The sequence below is a fragment of the Clostridium sp. genome, assembly GCF_051650885.1.
GTDB lineage: Bacteria > Bacillota > Clostridia > Clostridiales > Clostridiaceae > Clostridium.
In genome coordinates, this window is record NZ_JBOFRG010000159.1 from 1 (window position 1) to 25666 (window position 25666).

General features: G+C 27.8%; 27 protein-coding genes and 1 riboswitch. Of the genes, 2 read left to right on the forward strand and 25 right to left on the reverse strand.

The features are described from left to right. The 13 genes from ACRC28_RS07745 to ACRC28_RS07805 all read right to left on the reverse strand — a co-directional run. The coding region (locus ACRC28_RS07745) for a cation:proton antiporter (RefSeq protein ID WP_438542880.1) at positions 1–356 on the reverse strand (356 nt) is incomplete at its 3' end. Positions 357–594: 238 nt separating this feature from the next. Continuing rightward, complete coding sequence (locus ACRC28_RS07750; protein ID WP_438542881.1) at positions 595–957, reverse strand: hypothetical protein; 363 nt, start codon at positions 955–957, stop codon at positions 595–597. Positions 958–1058: 101 nt separating this feature from the next. Continuing rightward, on the reverse strand, positions 1059–2321 hold the full coding sequence (locus ACRC28_RS07755; protein WP_438542882.1) for a transcriptional regulator: 1263 nt from the start codon (positions 2319–2321) through the stop codon (positions 1059–1061). Positions 2322–2338: 17 nt separating this feature from the next. Next, the gene (locus tag ACRC28_RS07760; protein ID WP_438542883.1) at positions 2339–3640 is read right to left on the reverse strand and encodes a helix-turn-helix domain-containing protein; all 1302 of its coding nucleotides are present in this window, start codon (positions 3638–3640) and stop codon (positions 2339–2341) included. 255 nt (positions 3641–3895) lie between these two features. Continuing rightward, the gene (locus ACRC28_RS07765) at positions 3896–4063 is read right to left on the reverse strand and encodes a YtxH domain-containing protein (RefSeq protein ID WP_438542884.1); all 168 of its coding nucleotides are present in this window, start codon (positions 4061–4063) and stop codon (positions 3896–3898) included. A 65-nt stretch (positions 4064–4128) separates the two neighbouring features. Continuing rightward, positions 4129–5031: a ribonuclease H1 domain-containing protein gene (locus ACRC28_RS07770; RefSeq protein WP_438542885.1), complete on the reverse strand. Its 903-nt coding sequence runs from the start codon at positions 5029–5031 to the stop codon at positions 4129–4131. Positions 5032–5055: 24 nt separating this feature from the next. Beyond that, positions 5056–6072, reverse strand: a complete 1017-nt coding sequence (locus ACRC28_RS07775; protein ID WP_438542886.1) for a YkvA family protein — start codon at positions 6070–6072, stop codon at positions 5056–5058. 159 nt (positions 6073–6231) lie between these two features. Next, the gene (locus ACRC28_RS07780; protein ID WP_438542887.1) at positions 6232–7050 is read right to left on the reverse strand and encodes a MetQ/NlpA family ABC transporter substrate-binding protein; all 819 of its coding nucleotides are present in this window, start codon (positions 7048–7050) and stop codon (positions 6232–6234) included. A 23-nt stretch (positions 7051–7073) separates the two neighbouring features. Continuing rightward, positions 7074–7706: a methionine ABC transporter permease gene (locus ACRC28_RS07785; protein WP_438542888.1), complete on the reverse strand. Its 633-nt coding sequence runs from the start codon at positions 7704–7706 to the stop codon at positions 7074–7076. 1 nt (position 7707) lies between these two features. After that, positions 7708–8673: a methionine ABC transporter ATP-binding protein gene (locus tag ACRC28_RS07790; RefSeq protein WP_438542889.1), complete on the reverse strand. Its 966-nt coding sequence runs from the start codon at positions 8671–8673 to the stop codon at positions 7708–7710. A gap of 120 nt (positions 8674–8793) precedes the next feature. Further along, positions 8794–8919, reverse strand: a riboswitch (SAM riboswitch). An 87-nt stretch (positions 8920–9006) separates the two neighbouring features. Then, entirely contained in the window at positions 9007–10068 is a 1062-nt protein-coding gene (locus ACRC28_RS07795; protein ID WP_438542890.1) for an HD-GYP domain-containing protein, read from the reverse strand. Between the two features lie 9 nt (positions 10069–10077). Further along, entirely contained in the window at positions 10078–12354 is a 2277-nt protein-coding gene (locus ACRC28_RS07800; RefSeq protein WP_438542891.1) for an ATP-binding protein, read from the reverse strand. A 137-nt stretch (positions 12355–12491) separates the two neighbouring features. Continuing rightward, positions 12492–13220: a hypothetical protein gene (locus ACRC28_RS07805; RefSeq protein ID WP_438542892.1), complete on the reverse strand. Its 729-nt coding sequence runs from the start codon at positions 13218–13220 to the stop codon at positions 12492–12494. Between the two features lie 131 nt (positions 13221–13351). On the opposite strand from ACRC28_RS07805, the gene ilvA reads away from it, so the two are divergent. Beyond that, positions 13352–14551 carry a threonine ammonia-lyase gene (gene ilvA, locus ACRC28_RS07810; protein WP_438542893.1) on the forward strand — a complete coding sequence of 400 codons (1200 nt, stop codon included), beginning with the start codon at positions 13352–13354 and terminating at the stop codon, positions 14549–14551. A gap of 110 nt (positions 14552–14661) precedes the next feature. Here the strand turns inward: ilvA and ACRC28_RS07815 are convergent, their stop codons facing one another. Continuing rightward, positions 14662–15468 (reverse strand): hypothetical protein, encoded by an 807-nt coding sequence (locus ACRC28_RS07815; RefSeq protein ID WP_438542894.1) that lies wholly within the window; start codon positions 15466–15468, stop codon positions 14662–14664. 181 nt (positions 15469–15649) lie between these two features. Between ACRC28_RS07815 and ACRC28_RS07820 the strand changes: the two genes are divergently transcribed. Further along, positions 15650–17242 carry an amidohydrolase gene (locus tag ACRC28_RS07820; protein ID WP_438542895.1) on the forward strand — a complete coding sequence of 531 codons (1593 nt, stop codon included), beginning with the start codon at positions 15650–15652 and terminating at the stop codon, positions 17240–17242. Between the two features lie 105 nt (positions 17243–17347). Here the strand turns inward: ACRC28_RS07820 and ACRC28_RS07825 are convergent, their stop codons facing one another. The 11 genes from ACRC28_RS07825 to ACRC28_RS07875 form a co-directional block, all read right to left on the reverse strand. Then, positions 17348–17500: a hypothetical protein gene (locus ACRC28_RS07825; protein ID WP_438542896.1), complete on the reverse strand. Its 153-nt coding sequence runs from the start codon at positions 17498–17500 to the stop codon at positions 17348–17350. 63 nt (positions 17501–17563) lie between these two features. Beyond that, a complete protein-coding gene (locus ACRC28_RS07830) occupies positions 17564–18352 on the reverse strand; it encodes an RnfABCDGE type electron transport complex subunit B (RefSeq protein ID WP_438542897.1) in 789 nt (262 codons plus the stop codon). A 12-nt stretch (positions 18353–18364) separates the two neighbouring features. Then, positions 18365–18943 carry an electron transport complex subunit RsxA gene (gene rsxA / locus ACRC28_RS07835; RefSeq protein ID WP_438542898.1) on the reverse strand — a complete coding sequence of 193 codons (579 nt, stop codon included), beginning with the start codon at positions 18941–18943 and terminating at the stop codon, positions 18365–18367. A 12-nt stretch (positions 18944–18955) separates the two neighbouring features. Then, positions 18956–19621 carry an RnfABCDGE type electron transport complex subunit E gene (locus ACRC28_RS07840; protein WP_438542899.1) on the reverse strand — a complete coding sequence of 222 codons (666 nt, stop codon included), beginning with the start codon at positions 19619–19621 and terminating at the stop codon, positions 18956–18958. Between the two features lies 1 nt (position 19622). After that, the gene (locus ACRC28_RS07845; protein WP_438542900.1) at positions 19623–20234 is read right to left on the reverse strand and encodes an RnfABCDGE type electron transport complex subunit G; all 612 of its coding nucleotides are present in this window, start codon (positions 20232–20234) and stop codon (positions 19623–19625) included. After that, complete coding sequence (locus ACRC28_RS07850; RefSeq protein WP_438542901.1) at positions 20234–21121, reverse strand: RnfABCDGE type electron transport complex subunit D; 888 nt, start codon at positions 21119–21121, stop codon at positions 20234–20236. The genes ACRC28_RS07845 and ACRC28_RS07850 overlap by 1 nt, the downstream gene beginning before the upstream one ends. 23 nt (positions 21122–21144) lie before the next feature. After that, complete coding sequence (locus tag ACRC28_RS07855) at positions 21145–21684, reverse strand: 4Fe-4S dicluster domain-containing protein (RefSeq protein ID WP_438542902.1); 540 nt, start codon at positions 21682–21684, stop codon at positions 21145–21147. Positions 21685–21847: 163 nt separating this feature from the next. Continuing rightward, positions 21848–22762, reverse strand: coding sequence for a zf-HC2 domain-containing protein (locus ACRC28_RS07860; RefSeq protein ID WP_438542903.1), 915 nt, complete (start codon positions 22760–22762; stop codon positions 21848–21850). Beyond that, entirely contained in the window at positions 22746–23243 is a 498-nt protein-coding gene (locus ACRC28_RS07865) for an RNA polymerase sigma factor (RefSeq protein WP_438542904.1), read from the reverse strand. The genes ACRC28_RS07860 and ACRC28_RS07865 overlap by 17 nt, the downstream gene beginning before the upstream one ends. Before the next feature lie 137 nt (positions 23244–23380). Continuing rightward, on the reverse strand, positions 23381–24529 hold the full coding sequence (locus ACRC28_RS07870) for an ABC transporter permease (RefSeq protein WP_438542905.1): 1149 nt from the start codon (positions 24527–24529) through the stop codon (positions 23381–23383). Next, the gene (locus ACRC28_RS07875; protein ID WP_438542906.1) at positions 24526–25653 is read right to left on the reverse strand and encodes an ABC transporter permease; all 1128 of its coding nucleotides are present in this window, start codon (positions 25651–25653) and stop codon (positions 24526–24528) included. Before ACRC28_RS07875 ends, ACRC28_RS07870 begins: the two co-directional genes overlap by 4 nt. Positions 25654–25666: the final 13 nt, after the last annotated feature.

A 25666-nucleotide genomic window follows, 5' to 3' on the forward strand; every position in this document is an offset into this window, starting at 1 on the left:
ACATCTCCTGTTTGAAGTTCACCCTTGTTAAATATTAGTGCTATAAAAAATCCTGCAACTAATGGAACTACAACTCCTAAAATTGCAACTACAACAGATACTTTTCCTGTTTTTTTAAGTTCTGTTATATCTGTTTCAAGTCCCGCCGTAAACATTAAAACTATTACTCCAAGTTCTGACATTTGTCCTATAAAGTCAGTTTCGTGTAATAAATTTAAACAAGCTGGCCCAAGAACTATACCTGCAAGTAATGCTCCAACTACCTGTGGCATTTGGAATTTTTTAGTTACTAATCCTAAAAGCTTTGTACTTAATAATATCATTGCAATATCAAATAAAAATTCATATGATAACATCCATAATCTCCCCTTCCTCTAAACCCTATGGATAATTATAGTTTTTTTAATATTTTTATTCAAATGAATTTTCTTTAATATTCACTCTTATTTCTTTATTTATATGATAATTTATCCTTTTCTCGAATATAAATACTGTTACTTTCTTTTTTCTTTAAAATACTCTTATATTTTCCTATTTACTTTTTTGCTTTTTTATTTGTTCATTTTTTATTAAATTAAAATACATAATTTCATTTTAGTAAACGTTTGTTTCTGAAAGTAAATTTTCTACTCCATAATCGCTAATGTCAAAATTAATCTTATCTTCTAATAATAATCCTATCAATTCCTCCTTTTCCTCATCTAAAAGTTCTGACCTTTGTACATTTTCTACAAGACTTTGTATACTATATACCTTTCCTTCTCCTTCTTCCGCACCAATTATGTACGATAAATCTTCCCTTGATTTTTCTTCAAACATATCATATACACTATAAATTTCTTCATCTTTTTTTATATTTATTCTTCCTTCATGGTACATATTAAGTGCTGCCTTTGCTCCTTCAAGTTCTAAAAAACCTATTGCTCTTCCATTTGGTAATACTAATAAATAATCCATAAAAAAACACCTCCATAATATAATAAGGATTGTCTTATTATAAAAAGACAATCCTTACTACTATTATTTATTTAATTTTATAAATTTATTCTTTAAGTCTATTAATACTTACATTTCTTTTTTAAATCCATTGCCAAACAGAAATATCTTACAGATTCTTTTATATTCCCAATTTTATGATATAAGTTTCCTAAATCAACATATCTTTCATAGAAATCTTTTTTAGTTCCAAATTTAGTTAAAGCATCTAATGCTAAATTAAAATTCATTTCTGCTTCTATATATCTACCATCTTCTTCAAGCATAGTTCCTTTTAGGTAGTAAGCATATTCAATTAAACTTATCTTGTTTGTTATTATTGCAACATTTAGTGCATTTTCTAAAACTTTTTCTATATACTCTCTTTGATTAAATTGCTTTAATATTTTAAGTATTTTTAAAAACTCTTCTGCACATTCATCTGTTTGCTCTATTGGCATAACTTCTATAATTTCATCAATAGTTTGTTGTGCTTCTTTTATATTAAATGATTTAAAATAACATTTAACATAATTCACCTTCATATCTACAATCTTATAGATTCTATCTTTTGCATGATCTAATGCTTTTTTTCTATTATCTTTTGAATATTGCTTCATTAATATATTTTTTACAGTTACGATATGGTAAAATTCACAGCTTAATTCATCACTATTAAATGCTCCTATTCCATCTTCTATACTGCTTAAAATTTCTTCAGCCTCTTTAAAATTTCCAACCTTTAAGTTACATTTTGCAAGTTCTATACACGCTTTTGAATAAAAAATATCCTCAGTTAAAGAATTTTTAGCCATACACTCTTTTATTCTATTAAAATAAACTCCTGCTTCATTAAATTCTCCATTTAAAAATAAATATTCCCCTAAGTTAAATAAATATATTAATTGATTAAAAATATTTGAACTTTTGCTATATAAATCATAATAGCTTGGAATTATTTCAGAAATTTTATCCCAATTTCTCTTTTTCTTATATACATTAAATAATTTATCTAATAAATTCATAGCTTGGTCAATGTGCTTATATTCAACTGCATATTCTAAATTAAATTTAAGCTCATCTTCATAGTTGTATAAATTTATATTTTCCTCTACTAATTTAATGTTATCTTCTATTTGACTATATACATCTTTAGCTAGATATTCATAATCTACCTTTAACTTTTTTGCTATATACTTTAAAATATCTTCATCTGCTTCTATCTTTCCATTTTCTATACAACTCATTTTAGATATAGAAATTTCTTTTCCGCAAAGTTCTTTTAAAGTTATTCCATTGTAGACTCTTATACGTTTTATTTTTTCTCCAGTTGAAAGTATTTCCATTTCTATCCCCTATTCCCCTAATTTTTTAATATTCCAATCTCTCTAAATATGCTAACCCCTTCATCTAAATATTTCTTAGCCATATCTTCTTTTTTATAATCAATATAGAATTTCCCTAATATTATTGAAATCTCTGCAAGCTTGTCCTGAACTTTATTAACTGATGCATAGTTGTATGCCTTTAAAAGTGTTCTTTCTGACTCTTCTATATTTTCTTCTATTTGATTTACTCTATATTCAATAATCAAACACTCTATTTTTTCTTCAACATCTTTCTCTAAAAGTTTTGCATATATATCATTTAAACTTTCCTTACATTTCTTAAGCTCTTTTATCTTTAAATAATTTTTACAAATATTAATTAATATACTTATTGTTTCTTCATTTTCTATATTATCTTTTATATCCTTAGAAATTTTAAAATGCTTTGCGGCTTCATTAATATTTTCAAAATTATAAAATAACTCTCCAATATTATTCTCCATATTTCCTATGCTTACATATTCATTTATTGCATTATATACATCTAATGCTTTTGTAGAATATTTTATTGCATTTTTTAAATCTTTATTTTCTCCATACTCTTCTGATATATTTAATAATGCTTTTGCATATTCTTTTTTATTGTTTATTCTCTCTAGCTTTTCCTTAGTTAAATCTAAGTATTTTATAGCTTGTTCTATGTTTTCTATTTCAAAATAAGTTGTTGCTAAGTTATAGTAAACTTCACCTATTAATATTTCATCTATTATGTCATTATCTACATATACCTTTTCAGCTTGCTTTAAATAACTGTTTGCTGAATGATACGCTTTTAATTTTAATGTTATTTTTGCTAAGTCTAAGAAAGTTCTCACTACTTCCTCATACTTTTTTATTTTTATAAAAATTCCATTTGCATAAAGAATTTTTTGTTGTGCTTCTTTAAACTTTTCTTTTTCTAAATATATTTTTCCTGATAAATATAGAATGTTTCCTTTTCTATAATCAAGCTCATACTTTTCTGCATACTCTAATGCTTTCTTTATATTTTCTTCTGCCTTTGCATATTCCTTTTGATTTATGTACGCTTCTACTAATTGTTCGTAGTATAAACTTATATTTTCTGCTTGGCTTTCTTCCGATTCCATTAAGTATTCTACGTTTACATCTAATGTATCTGCTAAGTATTCTAATAAATCCATAGATGGATTAGATCTTCTTGATTCAACTAAACTAATTTGCCCTGGAGTTATCCTGTCCTTCGCTAAATCTTTTAATGTCATACCCAATTCTTTTCTTCTTCTTTTAATTTTTTCCCCTAAAGATAGAATTTCCATACACTCCCACCCCTTATTTTTATATTATTCACGTTTTTTTAAATTTATTTATAATTTATTCAAATTTATTTATAATTATAGCACGATTTTGGGAATATATATAGTTTTTTTATCTATTTTCTCTCTTTTTTTTATTTTTTATTTAATTTATATTTATTTTATTTTGGAAATTTAGTTTTCTTGTTCATTATTATCTTTTTATTCTACAAAAAAATGATAGAGATTTTAAAACCTCTATCATTTCTATAATTTCTCTTATTTAAGTGCTGATAATGAATCATATGCATCTTCCGCAGCATCTCTTAATCTTCTTCCCGCTCTTTTTACAGTTCTTTGTGTTCTTCTATCTAAGTTTGGAAGAATCACAGCACATGCCGCCATTCCAATGACTGCACCTGCTACTCCTGTTATTATTTTACCCATAATTATCACCTTCTTTATCTTTATGATAATTATAGCTTTTGTAAATTTAAAAATTTTATTCTACTCTATTTTATATATCTCTTAATATAATTATTTACACGGACTATATCCTCTTCTGATAATTTTTCAATTCTCTCTAATAATTCTTTTTTTATAGCAGAACTTTCTATTATAATATCTTTTTCTATATTAATAGTAGTTTCTTTCTTTTCTTCTTCTCCTACTACAACAATATTTCCACTAGCATTTCTTGCAAGCTTTAATATTCTTTCTTTAAGTTCCTTTGTTTCAACAAGTAGCTTATTAGTTTTAAGCCATCTTTCAACTATCTTTTCTGAGGTAATATTCAGTTCTTCTTTACAAATTTCATCTGCTAATTCATTAAATAAATCACCTGTATGACTATCTACCTTTACAAAAGTTACTTCTATTCCTTTTTCAAATAAACTATTCATCTTGTTATAGTAATTAGTTGAAGATTCATCTTTTCTATCCCAACTTCCTGTTGCATGGTGGAAAATGCCTTCATAATCATGGAATAAAACAACTTTCTTCATTCCTTTGCTTAAGGCATATTCTATCCCCTTTATAGCACCATCAAGCTCTCCTGCAATCTGTCTTATGCTAGAAACACTATCCTCTGCTCCACTTTCCATATACTTAACAATATCATCTTCAACAACTACTACACCATAAGCATATCTCTTTGTACTTATATTATAGCTTCCATCTACATATATATGTGCACAATCTATTGGATACTCATCTCTGCCCTTCTTTAATAAGGTATTTGTATCACTTAAATATGCATTTGCTTCCTCAAGGCTTTGAAAGCTTTTATACTTTGCTCCCTTAACACCTTTTACATAAGAAAGACATTCTGCCCATGTACAGACAATTTTATTTTTTATTAAAACACCATTTTTACTATCAAAGCCTTCTTTGATTGCATAAACCTTTTTAGCCATCTCTTCTCTCCTTAGACTAATATTTTATAACGTCTTTAATTCTTCTACTACATCTACTATTTTTTCTAAGTTTTTAGCTCCAGTAAAGTTGCTTACATACTCTAATCCATTTCTTAATACAAATATAAGTTCATTTTTCCCAGACCAATTTTCAACAAGAACATCTAATGGTACATCTTTTGCTATCCTATTTAATGCAAAGAATAATACTGCTAAATCATCTATCTTTCCTATGAAAGGTATCTTGCTTGGAATTAAATCACTTGGGAATAAAAGATATGCAACGCTTCCTGATATAGTTAACTTTGTCTTATTTGGAACTCTATCATCTTTTAATAATCTACCTACTAAAGCTACTAAATCTGGTAATATAAATATATAATCTGAAAATCCTTTAGCTTTTTCAGGTAATTTATTATCTATTTTTTCCTTTGCTACTATTCTTCCCTTTTTGTAATAATCATCTGTTTTTTCTTCAATGTCTAAAGCTTCGATTTCTTCTTCTGTCATATGACCTTCTAAGAATCCTTTTTCTTCAACCTCTTCAACATTTTCCGCTTCAACTTCCTCTACTTCTTCATTATTGCCAATTAAACCTAAATTTAAATCTATATTTCCTACATTTGCACATACAGTTTCACCATGTATATATAAATCTAAAACATTAAGCTTCACTATTTTTATTTTTGATAATATTTTATCTACATCTATTATTAGCCTATCCTTAGTTCCATCAATCCCTAAGTCTCCAATAAACTTTAATGCTATCTTTACTCCAAGACTTCTAAAGATTCTAAATAACCCTAGCTTGTACACTTTGAATGAAGAGAATCTACAATGAACCTTTCCATCTTCAACAGATAAATCAGAAATCGTTCCTTTAAAGTTAATTTTTATTCCTTTCTTGAAACTTCCTTCTATGTTTATTCCATTGTCTATTACTACACTTTTTAAATCTAGACCTTCTACTTTTACAAAATCATTTATTATACTTAATATATCGCTACCTGTTAAATTAACAGAAACATTTGATATTTTCATTCTTACCCCTCCATTTTACTAGTTTCCTTTCTATTTTACCTTTTTCCATATAAGTTGTAAAATAAAAAGCCACAAAACATTTCTGCTTTGTGACATTTTACGATTATATATTAGGTCCAGCTGTACCTTTTTTATTATAACCAAATTTTAGATTTTTATTTAAAATACTGGAATTACATTTCCTTCATATTTTTTATTTATAAATTCTTTTACTTTATCTGAAGTTAATGCTTCAGTTAAATCTTTTATTTTTTGGCTATCTTTATTTTCTTTTTTAACTGCAATTACATTCCCATAAGGTTTTGACGCTTCTGAATCTTTATTTTCCTTTATTAATGCATCTTTATTTACTTTGAATCCTGCATCAATTGCATAGTTACCATTTATTATAGCTAAATCAACATCTTCTAATGCTTTTGGAATAGCTGCTGCTTCAAGCTCACTAAACTTTAAGTTTTTCTTATTTTCAGTTATATCCTTTGGAGTAATAAGCTCTCCTTCTTTAACCTTTATTATTCCATTTTCAGCTAAAAGATTTAACGCTCTTGCTTCATTTGATGGATCATTTGGAATTGCAATTGTTGCTCCATCTTTTAATTCTTTAATATCTTTTATTTTCTTTGAATATGCTCCAAGTGGCTCTAAATGTACTTGTGCTGTATAATCTAAATTTAATCCTCTAGTAGCGTTTTGATCGTTTAAATATGGTATGTGTTGGAAGAAGTTAGCATCTAAGCTTCCTTCTGATAAAGCTGTATTTGGAGTTACATAGTCAGTAAATTCTTTTATCTCTACCTTATACCCTTTAGCTTCTAAATCTGGCTTTATTTCTTCTACTATTTCTTTATGAGGTACTGGTGACACCCCAATTGTTATTGTTTTATCATCGCTAGCCGTATCTGCTGCCCCACCGCATCCTACTAAAGCAAATGTTAAAACCCCTACTAATACTGTTCCTAATAAATTCTTCTTTTTCATTATTAAAATCCCCCTTTTTATTTCTATATTTTTTTATATATATAATTCCCCAAGCTTTGAATAACTTGTACCATTATTATTAAAATTATTATTGTGATTATTAGTGTTTCTGTATCATTTCTATGGTATCCATATCTTATAGCTACATCTCCAAGACCACCTGCTCCTATAGCTCCAGCCATAGCTGAATATCCAATTACACTTATAATTGTTAAAGTAAGTCCTGATACTATTGATGGAATTGCTTCTTTTAATAAAACTTTAAATATTATTTGAGTATCTGTTGCTCCAAAAGACCTTGCAGCTTCAATTACCCCTTTATCAACTTCTCTTAAAGCATTTTCTATAATCCGTGCAACAAATGGTGCTGTTCCTATTGTAAGAGGTATTATTGCAGCCTCCACACCAATAGATGTTCCTATTATTAATCTTGATAATGGGAATAATGCCACCATTAATATAATGAAAGGAAAACTTCTAAATATATTAATTATAAAATCTAATGTTCCATAAACTGCTTTGTTTGGTCTTAATCCATCCTTTGCTGTTACTGTTAATATTATTGCAGGAATAAACCCCAAGATTCCTGCAAATGTTGTTGATAATAATACCATTATCAAAGTGTCCTTTATTGCATTTACTATCTCTGCATTCATCTTATATTACCTCCAACTTTACATTTTTCTCTTCTAAATATCTAACTATCTTTTCTTTATCTTTTTCATAAACATTTATCACTAAGCTTCCTAAAACATCATCTCTAAACTTTTCAAGCTTTCCAAATACTATTGAAAAATCTACATCAAGTTCTCTTGCAAGCTTTGTTATTATTGCATTTTCTGAGAAATCACTTGGGAAGAATATTCTTATATTTATTCCCTCAGTTGGAAGAACTCCTTCTTCCTCCTCTTCTCCTAAAAACTTTTTAAGATGACTTTCTGGTTTTAAGAATAAGTCTTTGGCTTGTCCTTGAGCTTTTACATATCCACCATCTAAAAGTGTAACTCTTTCACAAACTTCTTTAACAACCTCCATTTGATGTGTAACTATTACAATTGTTATTTTTAATCTTTTATTTATTTCTAATAAAAGTTCTAATATATCCTTCGTAGTTTTAGGATCTAAGGCTGATGTTGCTTCATCACAAAGAAGTATTTTAGGTTCTAATGCAAGTGCTCTTGCAATAGCAACTCTTTGTTTTTGCCCTCCTGATAACTCTTTTGGCTTTGCATCTTTCTTTTCTTCAAGTCCTACAAGCTTTAAAAGTTCCATTACTCTTTCGTTCCTTTTGGCTTTATCATATTTCCATACTTCTAAAGGTAAATCTATATTTTCATAAACTGATTTTCTTTCTAAAAGATTAAAGTTTTGAAATATCATTCCTAAATCTTTTCTAAGCTCTCTTATCCCTCTATTATCTAAACTCTTTATTTCTTTTCCCATTACCTGAACTGAACCACCATTATAACCTTCTAAACCATTTATACATCTTAAAAGTGTACTTTTTCCAGCTCCACTATGTCCTATAATCCCATATATCTCTCCCTCATTTATTTCTAAGGAAACATCTTTTAATACATCATTATTACCAAATTTCTTTTCTACATTTGTTATCTTAATCATTATTTTTTCCCCTTTCCCTTACTTTAAAACTCTATAACTTATAGCCTCTTTTCATTTTCATACAATAAAAAAGCACTAGAGAAAAAATCTCCAGTGCATAAAAATACCCTATTAACTCTTTTCTCATCTCCCAACACATTTTGTTGCAGGATTTAGCACCACGTAAAATAGATAGAACAATTTTCTATAAATAATACAGGTTGCCGGGTTTCATAGGGCCAGTCCCTCCACCACTCTTGATAAGTTCTTATTAAGTTTTCCATTTCTTGTATTTAATATATTTTATTTTCATTTCTTTGTCAATACTTTTTTAACAGTTTAGACATTTTTATTTTATAATTTTTTCTCTATTTCTTTAAACTCTTCCCTTAATTCTATAAATATATCTACTAATTCTGGATCAAAAGCCTTCCCTCGTTCAGCTTGAATAAATTCTATTGCTACAGCAGTACTTAACGAATCTTTATATACTCTCTTACTTACTATTGCATCAAATACATCTACTATACTCATAATTCTTGCTACAATAGGTATTTCATTTCCTTTCAATCCACAAGGATATCCTTTTCCATCCCATCTTTCGTGATGATAGTAGGCTATCTCTTCTGCGCAATGAAGCATTTTATTTTTTTTATTTACTAATTTCTCCTCAGCCATTTTAAGTATTTTATATCCAAAATCTGAATGTGTTTTCATAATATCAAATTCTTCAATTGTAAGTCTATCTGGCTTTAAGAGTATTTTATCTGGAATACCTATTTTCCCAATATCATGAAGTGGAACAGCTTTTATGATTATCTCTCTATCTTCTTTTTTTATTTCATCTGCAAATTTATTATATTTGAAAATATAATCAAGCATAACTGTTGCATACGCTTTACATCTATCTATGTGCTTTCCTAAATCTGCATCCCTTGTCTCCGCAATATATGCTAATGTTTCTATAAATGAATTATTAAATTGTTCTACTTCCTCTACCTTTTCTCTGACTCTCTCTTCTAATTCTGTACTATAAGTCTTAAGTTTTATATGATTTTCAATTCTTGCTCTAACAAGTTTTGGATTAACTGGCTTTCTTATGTAATCTATAGCTCCAAGACTTATCCCCTTATATTCCTCTTTTTCATCACCTAATGCAGTTAAAAATATTATAGGAATATCCTTAGCCTCATCATCATTTTTCAAAATCCTACAGACTTCATATCCATCTATTTCAGGCATCATAATATCTAATAAAATTAAGTCTGGTTTCCAAACTTTAGCCAGTTCAATTCCTTTTTTACCACTTAATGCTACGTTTATTTTGTAATCATCTTTTAATATTTCTATTAAAACTTTTATATTTTCTGCTAAATCATCAATTATTAATATCTTATTTTCTTTTCTTTTTTTCATTATATCATCCTATTTTAAAAATATTGTCTTTAAATCCTCTACTTCTTTTAATGCTTTATCTATTTCAAATTCTTCTAAATATTTATGTATATTAGATAAATTTGTCTTTGCCTTTGTATTTTTTATTTTTTCTTCAATTATTTCTAATTTATCAAAGGCCTCTCCTATATCATTTTCTAAGTATTCTATAAACTCTTCTATATCTTCTACTACATCTTCTACTACAGCTTCTTCTACTAATTCAAATTCAATATTTTTATCTTTTCCTTCTATTTTCACACCCTTTTCTGATTCACACAGTCTCTCTCCACCATAAATATACTCAGTAATACCTATTTCAACGTAGAACTTGCTTCCTTCGCCCTTTATGCTTTCTACAGTAATCTCGCCCCCTAACCCTGTTACTATATATTTACATATAGCTAAACCAAGACCTGTTCCTCCATACATTCTATTTATGGATTCATCCTCTTGAGCAAATGCTTCAAATATTTCTCCTATTTTCTCTTCTGATATTCCAATCCCTGTATCTTCTATAGCCACAATTAAATTCCATCTAAAGTCTTTTATATGTTTTGAGCTAACATTTATCTTTATATATCCTCTTTCAGTAAATTTTATTGCATTTCCAATTAGATTTATAATTACTTGCTGTAACCTAAATTCATCACTTATTATGTAGCTTGGAATATTTTTCTCTATTTCAACCTTTAGTTCTAACCCCTTTTTTTCTATTTCATCTTCCTTTACTAAAACTATGTTATCAATAAAATCTCTTAAGTTTATTATATCTTCTTTAAAAATCATTTTTGTATTTTCACTTCTAGATACATCTAAAATATCTTCTATCATCTTAATTAACATATTAGAAGCTTTTTCTATTTTCTTTGTATAACGCTTTTGCTTTTTATCTAGATTTGTTTCTTTTAAAAGATAATTTATTCCAACAATAGTATTCATAGGAGTCTTAAGTTCATGACTTACTCTAGCTAATAAGGATGTTTTTGCTTTATTTGCTTCTTCTGCATTTTCTTTTGCTACTTTTAGCTTTTCTTGTACTAGCTTCATTTTTGTAATATCTAATCCAACTCCAGATATAAAATGTTTTTTTTCAAATTCAGAAATAAAAACCTCAAACATGATTATTCTTTCATTAACTATAACTTCCTTTCTTAACTTCCCACTTCCCAATTCTTGCATAAAATCTTTAAAATACACTATATCCCACATATTCTTTTTTTTTGTTATTTTATCAAAAGCTTTATTAGTGTAAATTATTTTTCCACCTTCATCCGCTATAAAAGATATATTTTCCATTGAATCTATAAGCAAATTCACTTTTCTAAACATTTGCTTATTTTCATCTATTTCTCTTTCTAACCTCTGATTTTTTTGACTTATTTCATCAACTAATTTTTTATTTTGTGCTTTTGAAATAATTATAAAAAATGCTATAGTCATTACAATGGTATAAAATAATTGCATATCCAGTATTATGTACTCTTTTATTGCATTTCCAACACTCTCTATAAATGTTCTTATCATAGAATATGTAATTATAAAATCCTCAACTATTAAAATAATAAATTCCTCTGCTGACAGTAAAATGCATGCTAAAAATAAAATAAAAATCGAAATATATTCCAGATGAGATTTTTCCATATTTAAAATATTAAGTAGTCCAACCTTTTCTGTATCAAATAAAAATATTGCTATAAAGAAAATAAAAAATATTGAACTCATTTCTAGTTCATGTAATTTTTTAGTCTTAACTATATAAACAATTGTAAATACAAAAATATATCCTAAAAAATCAGGTAAAATAAAATTATATCCCCTGTATACGCTATTTAGACCTAAAACTACTTTTAATAGAAACTCCTCTCCCTCTCCAAATATAATTACTACAGATAAAATCTTTAAAAATATTATCTTTATATTCTCTTTTAAATCTAATTCCTCTAAACATTTTTGCCCTAGAATCTTATATATAATATAACAACTTACTCCATTCCAAATATTTATGGCTAAAATGGCTGCTACTCTATAAAAAGTTAGATTATGTCCCATAAAGAAACAATTATGTATAATCAATATAGCCACACTTAGGGTAAGTGCTATGTTTCTATATTTCCTTTCTTTTGTAATTAATAAATATAATGTTAATATCGCATTATTAAATAATATTATGTAAATTGATAAACCATCTACAATTACATATACCGGTAGCATATTCACTATAATAAATGCTATAAGAAATAGTACTAATTTTTTTGCTTCATTCATTTTTATGTACTCACTTTATTTTTTCTATTTTTAGTATATATCAATCATTTTTACTTTCTTTTTATTTTTCTTATTTTTAATTTAAAATTTACAATTATAAGAGTAACTTTTAAGCTACTGCCTATAATTGTATTTTTTTATCTTACTTTATATTTTTCATATGGCGATTTCTTTAAAGCTTTCACAAATAATTGTGGATAATTTCCCCTTAAAAATTTCATATATATTATCCAATTTATAGCTAACCTTTTATATAATCTATTTATATCTAACTCTAGGTGACTTAGTTCATCTTCTTTAATATTATTTATGTCTTCTAAATCATTTATTTCATCCCTTAAATGAATAACATCAAATAATATTTCAGATAATTCTCCACCATTTTGAATAACTTGAGTAAATAAAATATCTAAAATAAATGATTCACTGTCTTTAATTATTTTAGCTATTTTTTTTATATCAATCCGTTCCCCTTCAACACTATACTCATATTGTTCAAAAGTTTCTCTTAGCACTTCATAATTTTTTTCTGTCCAATCATTGTTAATTTTAGCTTTTCTCACTAAGCAAACTACACATAAATCTGCTGCTATAAACTCATATAAAAGTTCATTTCCAAAATCCCCATAAAATACTCCAAGTAAAGTATTCATTCTATTTTCTGCTCTTCTCTTTTCTCTTCTTCTTAAAATATAATCTAAAAATACTCCAGTAAAAAGCATTGTTACTATTGTCCCTATTAAATTCTCTAAAATCGAATTTACAAGTCCATCAAAATTTTTATCTATAATGTAGTATATAGTAAGCAGTACTATACAACTAAAAACTAAAAATGTCCATTGTTTTAAACTTATTTTCTCCTCCATTCAAATCACCTTCTTTATAGTAATAATATATTACCTTCTACTAAATTTTGCCCCTCTCAATTTATAAACTATTTGTTAATTTTGTTAAAAAAATGTATAATATTTTATAAATAAATATATGAGGTGATTCTATGCACTTAGATAAAATCAAACTTGCTTATGAAAATATAAAAGATACTGTTATTAAAACACCTCTTTTATATAGTAATGTCTTTTCTAAAGCATCTAATAATAATATCTACATGAAATGTGAAAATCTACAATTAACTGGAGCCTACAAACTTCGTGGTGCACTAAATAAAATAAAATCCCTATCTGATGAAGAAAAAAATAAGGGTGTTGTTTGTTCGTCTGCTGGAAATCATGCACAAGGAGTTGCATATGCTTCAAGTCTTATAAACATCAAATCAACAATAGTTATGCCAAAGACTACTCCTTATTTAAAAGTACAATCAACTAGAGAACTTGGTGGAAATGTAATCTTAAGTGGTCAATGCTATGATGATGCATATAAAACTGCAAAGAAAATTGAATTAGAAGAAGAAATGACTTTTATTCATCCCTTTAATGACTTAGATGTTCTATATGGTCAAGGAACTATAATGCTTGAGTTAATTCAAGATTTAAAAGATATTGATATAATTCTTTGTCCAATTGGTGGTGGTGGACTTATTAGTGGAATAGCTCTTGCAGCTAAAGAAATAAATCCAGATATCAAAGTAATAGGTGTCCAAGCTTCTGGGGCAAATGCCATGAAACAAAGCTTTTATAAAAAGAAAATTGTTAACCTAGAAGGAGTAAATACCATTGCAGATGGTATTGCAGTTAAATCTCCTGGTGATTTAACATATTCATTTATAAAAGATTATGTAGATGATATAGTTGAAGTATCAGACTCTGAAATTGTTGATGCATTCTTAGTTCTTAGCGAAAAACATAAACTTATTGCTGAAGCATCAGGTGCTGCATCACTTGCTGCAATAAGTAAGCTTGATGTTATAGGAAAAAATATTGTTTCAATCATTAGTGGTGGAAATATAGATATGCTAACTATTACATCTTTAATAAATAGTGGACTTGTTAAGAGAAACAGACTATTCTGCTTTACCCTTGAACTTCCAAACACACCAGGTCAACTAACTAAAATTTCAAAAATTTTAAGTGACCTTCATGCAAATGTAGTAAAACTTGAGCATAATCAGTTCAAAGCTGCAAACAAACTCAAAAATGTTCAACTTGAAGTTACAATAGAAACAAATGGATTTGAACATATAGATAGAATAAAAACATGCCTTATGGACAATGGCTACATGATAACACAAATGTATTAGTTTAATTTAGAATTTATAATTAAAAATGTAGAATTATAGTTTTAAAAAACTGGATTGGCAAAGCCAACCCAGTTTTTCTCATTTTCAAAATTCGCCAAGCGAATTTTTCCTTAATTTTTAATTCTTAATTCTTCATTCTTAACTCGTATCTTATATACCTCAAATTTATCTTCAAAGCTTCTTCTATCAAATGGATTCTTAAGCATGGCACGAACAAAAAGTTCTGGATACTCCACCTTTAAGTGTTGCATATATAGCACCCATCCATATACCATATAATTATATGATATATTTATTTGCTTTGCTATATGCTCCTTATCACATACTCCACATTCACATTCCATTTTAAAGTATCTATCTTGTAATTCATCTCTTAAATAAAATAATGAGTTTGCAAGTTCTGAAAATTCTTCATGCTCCATAAGTGTGGGATTTGTTATTAAAGAAATAATAAAATCTTTATTATCATCTAATATCTTTGATATTTTCTCTATGTTTATTTTGCTTGGATTAACCTTAAAATCATATCCTTCTAATACTTCTTTAAGGTGAGTAAATTCAACCTTCCCCCAATTCTTATCAATTTGTGCTACACCTTCTATTTTTTGTATATCATCATCACATTTTATAAACTCTTCTAAAAGTTCTGTTCCAAACTCTGAAAAAAATACTCCTTTTATAATAATAAGCTTTTCAAATTTATGTGCTCTTTCTCTTTTATCAAGAAGTTTTTCTATTACAAATGCTGTAAAAAATACATCCATTGGTATAAATGCTATATCTGCTACAAGGAAGATTAATGTGTGATGCAAATCGTTAAATATCTTATAGTGTAGAAAATGTAAAAATAATGATAATCCTATTAATAGTATTCCTATTATAATCGTTTCTCTTGTATGTTTCTTAAATTGCTTCATCTTGTCCTCTTTTCTTATGTATTAAATATTTCTTCCATTTACTTAATTATACTATTTAATAATAATACATTATTATTTTTTTGCATTATTCATCATTTATTCATTTTTTTGTGCATATTTATCTAATTTAACAACCTTTATGATATTATAAATATATATAATAATCTAAAGGGGTGCTTTTATGAACAAAATATTTTTTAACGGAAAAATTTTAACTATGGAAAATGAAACTATCTATGAAGCAATACTTATAAAAGATGGTCTTATAGATTCTATTGGAACAAATTCTGAAATTTTAAATTTAAAAACAGATGAAACTTCACTAATTGACCTTGAGGGAAAAACATTAATGCCAGCTTTTATTGATCCCCATAGTCATTTAACTGCTGTTGCTAACACACTTGTTTTAGCAGATCTTTCTAAAGCATCAAGCTTTGATGAGATAATTTCTGTTCTTTCTGATTTTAAAGAAAAAAATAACATTCCTAAAGATAAATGGATTATGGGATTTGGTTATGATCATAACTCTTTAGCAGAAAAAGAACATCCAACTAAGGATATCTTAGATAAAATTTCTTTAGACAACCCCATACTTATAGCTCACGCATCTGGACATATGGGTGTTGTTAACACTAAGGCTTTAGAGATTTTCAAAATTGATGAAACTTCTAAAAATCCTACTGGTGGATTAATTGGTAGAGTTAAAGACTCTAATATTCCAAATGGATACCTTGAAGAAAATGCTTTTATGACTTTAACAAAGCTTGTTGAAAAGCCTTCTTTAGAAGACATGCAAAACTTTATAAATAAAGCTGAAGATTTATATGCAAGCTTTGGAATTACAACTGTTCAAGATGGAATGACTTCAAATAGTGAATTTTATCTATTAAATAGTATGAGTAATTTAAATAGACTTAAGCTTGATGTTATTTCTTATATTGATATAAAAAATTCTAAAGATATTTTAATTAATAATAAAAATCTTGTTAAAGACTATATTAATAATTATAAAATTGGTGGCTTTAAAATGTTCCAAGATGGTTCACCACAAGGAAGAACAGCTTGGCTTACTAAACCTTATGAAGGAGAAGATAAAGATTATGTTGGTTACCCAATATACTCTAATAAAGAAATTGAAGACTTTATAAAGACTTCTTTAGACTGTAATGTACAGCTTCTTTCTCACTGTAATGGTGATGCTGCGGCTGATCAATTTATAAGTTCTTATGAGAAAGTTTTAAAAGAAAATAATTATAATAATGACATAAGACCTGTTATGGTTCATGCTCAAACTGTACGTCATGACCAATTAGATAAAATGAAAAATCTAAATATGATTCCTTCATTCTTTATAGCTCATATAAATAAATGGGGAGATGTTCACATAAAAAACCTAGGAATGGACAGAGCATCTAAAATAAGTCCTGCAGGATATGCTTTAAAATTAGGCATTCCTTATAACTTCCACCAAGACACACCTGTTATTCCTCCTAATATGCTTCACACAGTATGGACAGCAGTAAATAGAATTACAGAAAGTGGAGTGACTTTAGGTGAAGATGAAAAAATCTCTGTATTTGATGCATTAAAAGGAATTACAATAAATGCAGCTTATGAATACTTTGAGGAAGATAAAAAAGGAACTTTAACTAAAGGCAAGCTAGCAGACTTAGTTATCCTAGACAAAAACCCATTAGAAGTTCCAAGTATGGAAATTAAAGATATTAAAGTATTAGAAACTATTAAAAACGGAAACACTGTTTTTAATTTATAATTAAAAATGAAAAATTAAGAATGTTTTAAATAGTTTAAAACAAATAAAAAAAAGCACTGTATTCTGAATAAGAATAGCTGTGCTTTTTTATAAGAAAAATAAACCTTATTCTTTAGTTCTTCTTTTTATATCTTCTGCAATTAACAAATAAATTTTAGTAAAACTTTGTAAGTCTAGTGTACCCTTAGTAATTTCATCAATTTTATATTTATTGGCATAGTATGTTGATTTTGCTTTGCTTGTATTTTCTCTAAGCATTTTTAACTCCTTTTACTAAAGCTATACTCACAATCTATGTTGTTTCTTGTCAATTTGTGAAGTTTATTGTACTTTAATTGCTCCTGTTGGACATTTCTTTGTACATAGTTTACATCCAACACATTTATCATACACAACTCTAGCTAATGAGTCTTTTATTTCTATTGCATCTTTTGGGCATGCTTTTTGACATAACGTACATCCTATACATCCAACTTTGCAATTTTCTCTTACATCTTTTCCTTTATCTTTTGAGTTACAAGAAACTCTTACTTTTTTCTCTAATTCTACATCTTCTATTAATCCTTTAGGACATATTTTTTGGCATGCTCCGCAGTTAGTGCATTTTTCTTCATTTACTTTTGCTATTCCGTCTATTATCTCTAATGCATCAAATTCACAAACTCTTACACAGCTTCCAAGTCCTAAACATCCATAGGTGCAACTCTTGCTTCCTTTTGTACTTAAATTGTGTGCTTCATTGCAATCTTTTATTCCATCATAAATAAAGTTTTCTTTTGCATTTTCACAATTCCCATTACATTTTACAAATGCAACTTTCTTTTCACTCATTTCTTCTTTTGTTCCTAGTATATTGGAAATCTCTTTTAAGACTTTTTCTCCACCTACTGTACAAAGATTGCCTTTTGCATTTTCTAAAACTAATGCATTTGCATAGGCATTACACCCTGGATATCCACATCCACCACAGTTTGCACCTGGCAGTGCTTCTCTAAGCTTTGGTACTTTAGGATCTACTTTAACAGTAAATTTCTTTGATGCAAAGCCTAGTAATATTCCAAAGATTAATCCTAAAGCTCCTAGGCTAAGTCCTGCATATAAAATATTCATAAAGTCTTCCCCCTAATGTATTAATCCTTGAAATCCTAAGAATGCAATTGACATTAATCCTGCTGTGAATAATGTTATTGGAAGTCCTCTTAAAACCTCTGGTATATTTTCATTGTTATCTATTCTTTCTCTAATAAATGATAGTAAAACTATTGATAACATAAACCCTGCTGCTGCTCCAAGTCCATTTACTAAAGACTCTATAAGTGTATAACCTTCTTGTATATTTAAAACTGTCATTCCAAGTACTGCACAGTTTGTTGTTATTAGTGGAAGATATATTCCAAGTGCTTTGTGAAGTCCTGGACTTATCTTTTTCATTGCCATTTCAACAAATTGAACAAGTGCTGCTATAACTAAAACATTTGCAATTGTTTTTAAATATTGTAAATTTAATGGTTCAAGTATTCCATCATATACTAAAAACGACATTACTGATGCAAGTACCATTACAAAGGTTACAGCGAGTCCCATCCCTATTGCAGCATCTTTCTTTTTAGATACTCCTAGAAATGAACATATTCCTAAAAATTTTGATAATACAAAGTTATTTACAAGCATTGCACTTACAAATATAAGTAGTAATTCCATATCCTCTTCCCCCTATTTCTTCGTGCTACATGCAGAACCACAATTACTGCAACCACCACCACATTTATCTTCTAGTGGCTTTTTATTTTTCTTTAAATTTATCCAATTTAAAAGAGTCATTAAAAGTCCAACTGTGAAAAATGCTCCTGGTGCTAATATCATTATTGATGCTGGATTATAACTTTCTGGCATTACATTTATCCCTAAAATACTTCCACTTCCTAATAATTCTCTAAAAGAACCTATTAAGAATAATGCTACTGTAAATCCAAGCCCCATTCCTATTGCATCAAAAATAGATGGTAACACTTTATTTTTTGACGCATAGCTTTCTGCTCTTCCTAAGATTACACAGTTAACTACTATTAATGGGATAAATATACCAAGTGATTTATAAAGGGCTGGTACATATCCTTGCATTAACATTTCAAGCATTGTAACAAATGAAGCTATTATAACGATATATGAAGGTATTCTTATTTTATCTGGTACAAATTTTCTAAGTGCTGAAATTATCATATTAGAAAATATTAATACTACTGTTGAAGCTATTCCCATTCCAATTGCATTTTCTGCACTTGTTGTAACAGCTAGTGTTGGACACATTGCTAATACTTGAACAAATATTGGGTTCTCTGTAATAATTCCATTTTTTAATCTTTCTATTAAAGTACTCATCTTACCAATCCCCCTCACTTGCTCCAGTTGTAACATCTATAGATTCCTCTACTTCCTCACCTTTTACATTTTCTTTATAAAAATTAATCGTTTCATTAACAGCTGTTCCTACCGCTTTAGATGAAACTGTTGCACCTGAAATTCCATCAATTTCATTTTCTTTTATTGGTGTAGCTTTAACTATCTCTAATGAATTTTCCATAGAGTTATCTTTAAACTTTTCCCTAAAGCTGTCTTCTTCAATTCTTGCTCCAAGACCTGGTGTTTCATTATGAGATGAAACCTTTATTCCTGAAACTTTATCATCTTTTATTCCTACAAACAAATCTACTGGTCCATGGAAACCTTTTGTAGTTACTTTAAATACATAACCTATTTCCTCATCACCTGTCTTTGCTTTATATACTTCTTTTACAGAATCCTCTTCCTTTAATTCAAAGTCAGTATCCTCTATTCCATCAGCTTCTACCATAATAACTTTTAAGTCATCTTTATTTATTTTAGAGTTTTCTAAAATAGCGTCCTTAGTTAAACTATTTACCATTCCTAAAAGAAGTCCTGCAATAGTTGTTATTACTAAAAGTATTCCACCAAGCTTTAAGTTTTCTTTCATTATTTAACACACTCCTTTTTATAAGTTTTAGTTGTTAAATATTCAATACATGGACTAGCTAAATTCATTATAATTATTGCATAGTATGGACCTTCTGGATTATACCCTTGTACTGCTATAACTCCTGCTAAAAGTCCTGCTAATCCTCCAAATATAACTTGTCCCCATTTGGTCATAGGCGTAGTTGCATAATCTGTTGCTAAAAATACTGCTGCAAAGTAAAATGCTCCTGGAAGTAGCATTGGCTTTCCAAAGTACATACAGAATCCTGTTGCCATAACTATAAATGCAAGTGGTGCTCTTAAATTTATTCTTCCTCTTAATAAAAGATAAATTCCACCAATAGCTATTGCAAGTATTGAAACTTCCCCTATATTTCCTGAAGGTTGCCCTATAAACTTGTCCATAAGAGTTATAGTTTCTACTACTTCAGATGCTCCTGCATTTGCATCTACTACAGGCTTTGCCATAACTGCTGCCCATGAAGCTATTAAAAACGCCTTTGTAGCTGAGGCTGGTTCCATAAAGTTTTGACCATATCCTCCAAAGAATTGTTTTACAACTATACTTCCAAAAGCACTACCTATTACAATTATCCATACTGGTAAATATGTCGGCAAAATTAGTGCTAATATAAGACCATTTAAAATTGGACTAAAATTATCCAAAAACTTTTTCTTTTTTACTAATACATTCCATAAACCTTCTACTAGAATACTAGAGCCTACTGCTACTAATATTACTTTAATTGCATCTTCACCATAAAAATATATCCCTGCAAGTGCAGCTGGTATTAATGCAATTATAAAATCTAATATTATAGTGTTTATCCCAGTTCCCTTTCTTATATAAGGTGCTGGTGATACTTTAAATAACCCTTTTTCCAAAGAATACTCACTCCTTAAATTCTCTATTTAAAAATATTTTTCCCTGTCTTTATTTTATGACTAAGCTCTATATTAGAAGGGCATACATATGTGCATAATCCACATTCAGTGCATTTATTCCCACCAAATTTTACGAACTCATCTTTTTCAGCCTTTTTGTAAATGTCTACAAGTTTAATTGGATTAAGCCCTTCTTTACATACTCTTAGGCATTTTGCACATCTAATACAAGCTTCTTCTCTTCCTCTATTTTCTTCTTTTTCTGTAAGGAAGATTAATTCTTTTTCAGTTCCTATAATTTTTTCATCTAAAGAACTTCTTTGAACTCCATCTAAAACTCCATCTTGAATTATTTTGCTTAGGCTTTCTTTATCACCTTCAACCTTCTCAAAAATTTCTAATATAGTTGTTCCCTTTGAAACCTTTATTATCCCTTTTGTTTTGATAGCTTTTCCACTAACTTTTAAAGAGATTTTTTCTTCATTAGAATCTCCCAATTCTCCTAGCTTTTCTTTAAACTCTAAGGTTTCCTTTAAAATATTATTTTTAAATATTCTAAACATTGTATTCCCCCTATTTAATTTACATTTTATTCACATAGTTTAAGTATAATTCATTTATATGCTTTTCTTCAACACTTTTCTGTCTAATACAGTCTATTTTTGGATTTAATTAAATAAAAGCGTCTAAATTTGTGATTTAAATCACACTTTAAACGCTTTTACTCTACAATTTTCTATTCTTTAAAATATTATTCTCTAGTTCATCTATATTTTTATAATCACTTTTTACATCTTTAATTAAAAGATTATCTTCTTTGAAATTTATAATTTCTATATCATATATTTTAGGAGTGAATCCATTGATTTTTAACTCCTTATCTATCTTATCCACTTTTTTAGTTATACTTCTCATATTCATTTTTTCATCATACATAAACACTTTTATATTCATATCAAGCTTCTTATCTATATTACGTGTGTACTGCATATTTACTTCTAAATCTTTATCATCTATAACTGTTACTTCTATATCCTTTACCTCACCGTATTTATATAAAACAGTTTTCATGTCATTTGCGTAAGCTTCACTTATTCTATCTTTTGTTATGACCTTTTCTTCCATAGTATTTTTATAATTATTATTTATCCTTAAAAATGTACCTTCTGTATAAATATTAAACTTTATATCTGGATTTTCTTTTTCATTCTTTGCATATACATCTGCTATATAAAATCCATTGTTTAACCCAAACCCACTACTTTCTGGGTCATCATATCTAAAGTTTGTAACTTCTAAATCATATTCTGCAAAGTTTTCATTTATATATTTATTAAATCTATACTTTGTAAATTTTGATGTTAAATTTGTTCCAAGTAATAATGTTATAACTACACCTACAACTATTCCTATTACCACTTTTCTTTTATTTTTTCTTTTAACTTTTAAAAACACCTTTTCTTCATCTATGTCCTCAGGCTTTTTAATATCAAATTCTTCATCACTTAAAATATAGTAAGCACTTTTACATTCCTCACAAACTTTTAAATGTTCATCAATGTAATTCATTACCTCTTTATCACAAACCCCATCAACATATAATGGCATTAACTCTCTTATTAACTTACACTCTTTTCTCATTTTTCTCTAACCTCTCTTTTAACTTTACCCTTGTTCTATGATATACCACCCTACCAAAGCTTTCACTTTTCCCATAAAGATTTGAAATATTTTTAAGAGATATTCCATCTATTAAATGCAACTTTAAAACACTACGTCCTGGCTCTTCTAATTCATCTATAGCTTTATATAACTCATAACTTTCTTCATCCTCACTGACTATAGATTCTGGTGTATTAAACTCCCTTATCTCTTCTAAAATATCATTATTTAAATCTATATTTTTTCTTTCTTTTAAGTAATCATAATATATATTTCTGCCTATACCACAAAGCCATGAATACATACTGCTATTCCCCTTAAATTTTTCTATATTTTTTATCCCCCTATAAAAAACTTCTTGAGTAAATTCTTCTGCAAGTGCTTTTTCTTTAGTTAATACTAAAAGATATCTAAACACATCCTTTGCATAATTCTCATAAATCTCCTCAAATTCTCTCACCCTATTCCCCCCTACCTCTATAAGTAATAGATTTACCCTAAACGTTACACTATTTTAAAAATTTTCGCAAAAATTTTTTTCTTTTTTACTGAAATAGAAAGGTAGGAAGAAAATATCTTTCCTCCTACCTTAACTTCTTATACTTCTAAAAAGCTTTTATCTTTTCTTTTAGTTAAATATGCTGCAAGCATTATTAATGCTATACTTAATAAAAGTACCATAATAATATATCTCCATTGCCCTACAAAACTTTGTCCATTTTGAATATTTGTTATCATATCCATTATCCATCTTGTTGGTAAGAATTTTGATATTGTATCCATTACTTTGGGGAATATGCTAACTGGTATAAAGCATCCTCCAACCATAACTAAAGCTAAGATTATAATATTACTTAATATCCCAGCCTCTTGTGCATCCTTTGTAAGTGACACACATACTGTTCCTACTGAAACTGCTATAAGCCCTGCAAGTATTAAAATTATACTTATAACAGGAATACTCATTCCAAAGTTTAAGTTTACCATATATTTTACTACTAAAACTGCCACTACTACTTGTATACTTACTCCAATTAAACTTGCAATGATATTTGCTCCGTAATATTGCCAAGGTTTTATATTTGATATAAATACTCTTGTAAATACTTTTTCTTCTTTATCTTCATTTATTCTTTCAGCTCCTGACATAGCTCTAAAGAAAATAAACATTATTAAGAATCCTATAAATATTGATGCTTTTCCATAATCTAATCCTAAATTTGCTACATCTTTTCTATTTACAGTTACATTTCCTTTTTCATAGGTATTAAGTAAACTATTAAACTTTTGGATATCTCCCTTTGAAATACTTCCAAGCTTTATCATATTATCTAAGTTTGAATTTACTATTCCCTCTACTATTTTATAGGTACTGTCACCATCTTTTCCTATAAGTTTTATATCATTAATTTTTCCATTAGCTAAGCTTTGCTCAAAACCTTTATTTATGATAAGGGCTGCTTGAATAGTATTATCACTAAATCCTTCATTTAAACTTTCCTGTGATTTTTCATTTATTACTGACACACCTTCATTATTTTCAAGTAAGCTTACAATATAGTTTCCAGCTTTACTATTATCAGAATTTATAACTCCAACCTTTAAGCCTGATGGACTTCCAAGAAGAATTTTTGATGCTAATATAACTGCTATTATTGGTATTATTATTGTAAAGATAAAGCCAACTTTCTTTTTTACTATCATAAATTTTAAGTTATGCTTTATCATCATTACTAAGCCCTTCATATTCTCACCTCATCCTTCTTTGTAAATAATAATACTAATCCCATTAGAACTATTATTGCTATTACAAAACCTATCATCGTTCCAAAAAGCAATTCATTTTTCCCATTATATATGCTTAAGAATATTCCCTTATTTATCCATCTTAAGGGTGAAATATATGTTAAATATCCAAAGAAATCTGTATTTCCTGTGTAAGGTAATTGTATATATGCACCGCCTAGGAAGGATAAGATAGGCAAGATTGCTCCCTGTATTATTGTCATTATTTTTTCTTTATCTTCTATTAAAGTTATAATAAGTGTTCCAACTAATATGCTTACAAAGGCTAGAAGCTGAATCCCTATATAATAAATAAGCTTATGACTTCCCCAGTTACTTTTTAAAACTATATTAGTAAATAAAAATCCTGGTGCTGTTATGAAAAATGAAAGAATAAAATATCCTAGTGTGCTTCCTATAATATATTTTCTATTATTTATTCCTGAAAGGGCTATTCTTTCTTTTATTCTTTTCTTTTTATCATAGAAATAACCTGCTATTGGGAAGGTTATTACATAAAGGCACATCATTGTCATTTCAACTACTGAATAATAATCAAAACCTGTTGGTGCTTCTGTCTTCTTCATTAAGCTTACTGGTATTTCACCTTTTTCTTTCATTATATTTTCTGCATTCATATAATCATTTTTATAAACTTCATTTCCTACAATTATTCCTTTATCTATACCTTCAAGCATTGATTTTAAATAGATATAACTATTATTATCACTTGCTATCGTATATATTTCTACATTATTTTTATCAATCTTTAAATATACATCTCCATTTAGCTTTACATCCTTTAAAGCTGTATTTTCATCATTACTATTAATAAAGTCGAACTTTACATCTCCATTATTTATATTCTTCTTCATAATATCAAAAACTTCTTTTGAATTTTTTGAAGCATTTGCAATATTGTAATACACTGTAGTAGTCTTAATTCCATTACTTCCAGTTGTACTATAATTTCCAAGAAGCCCTCCTATTATTAAAATTAAAAAGATAGGAAATACTGCACTAAATATTAAATACTTAGGACTTCTAAAGTTTCTTAAAATTACATTTTTAATAACGCTAATCATTATTTCCCTCCTC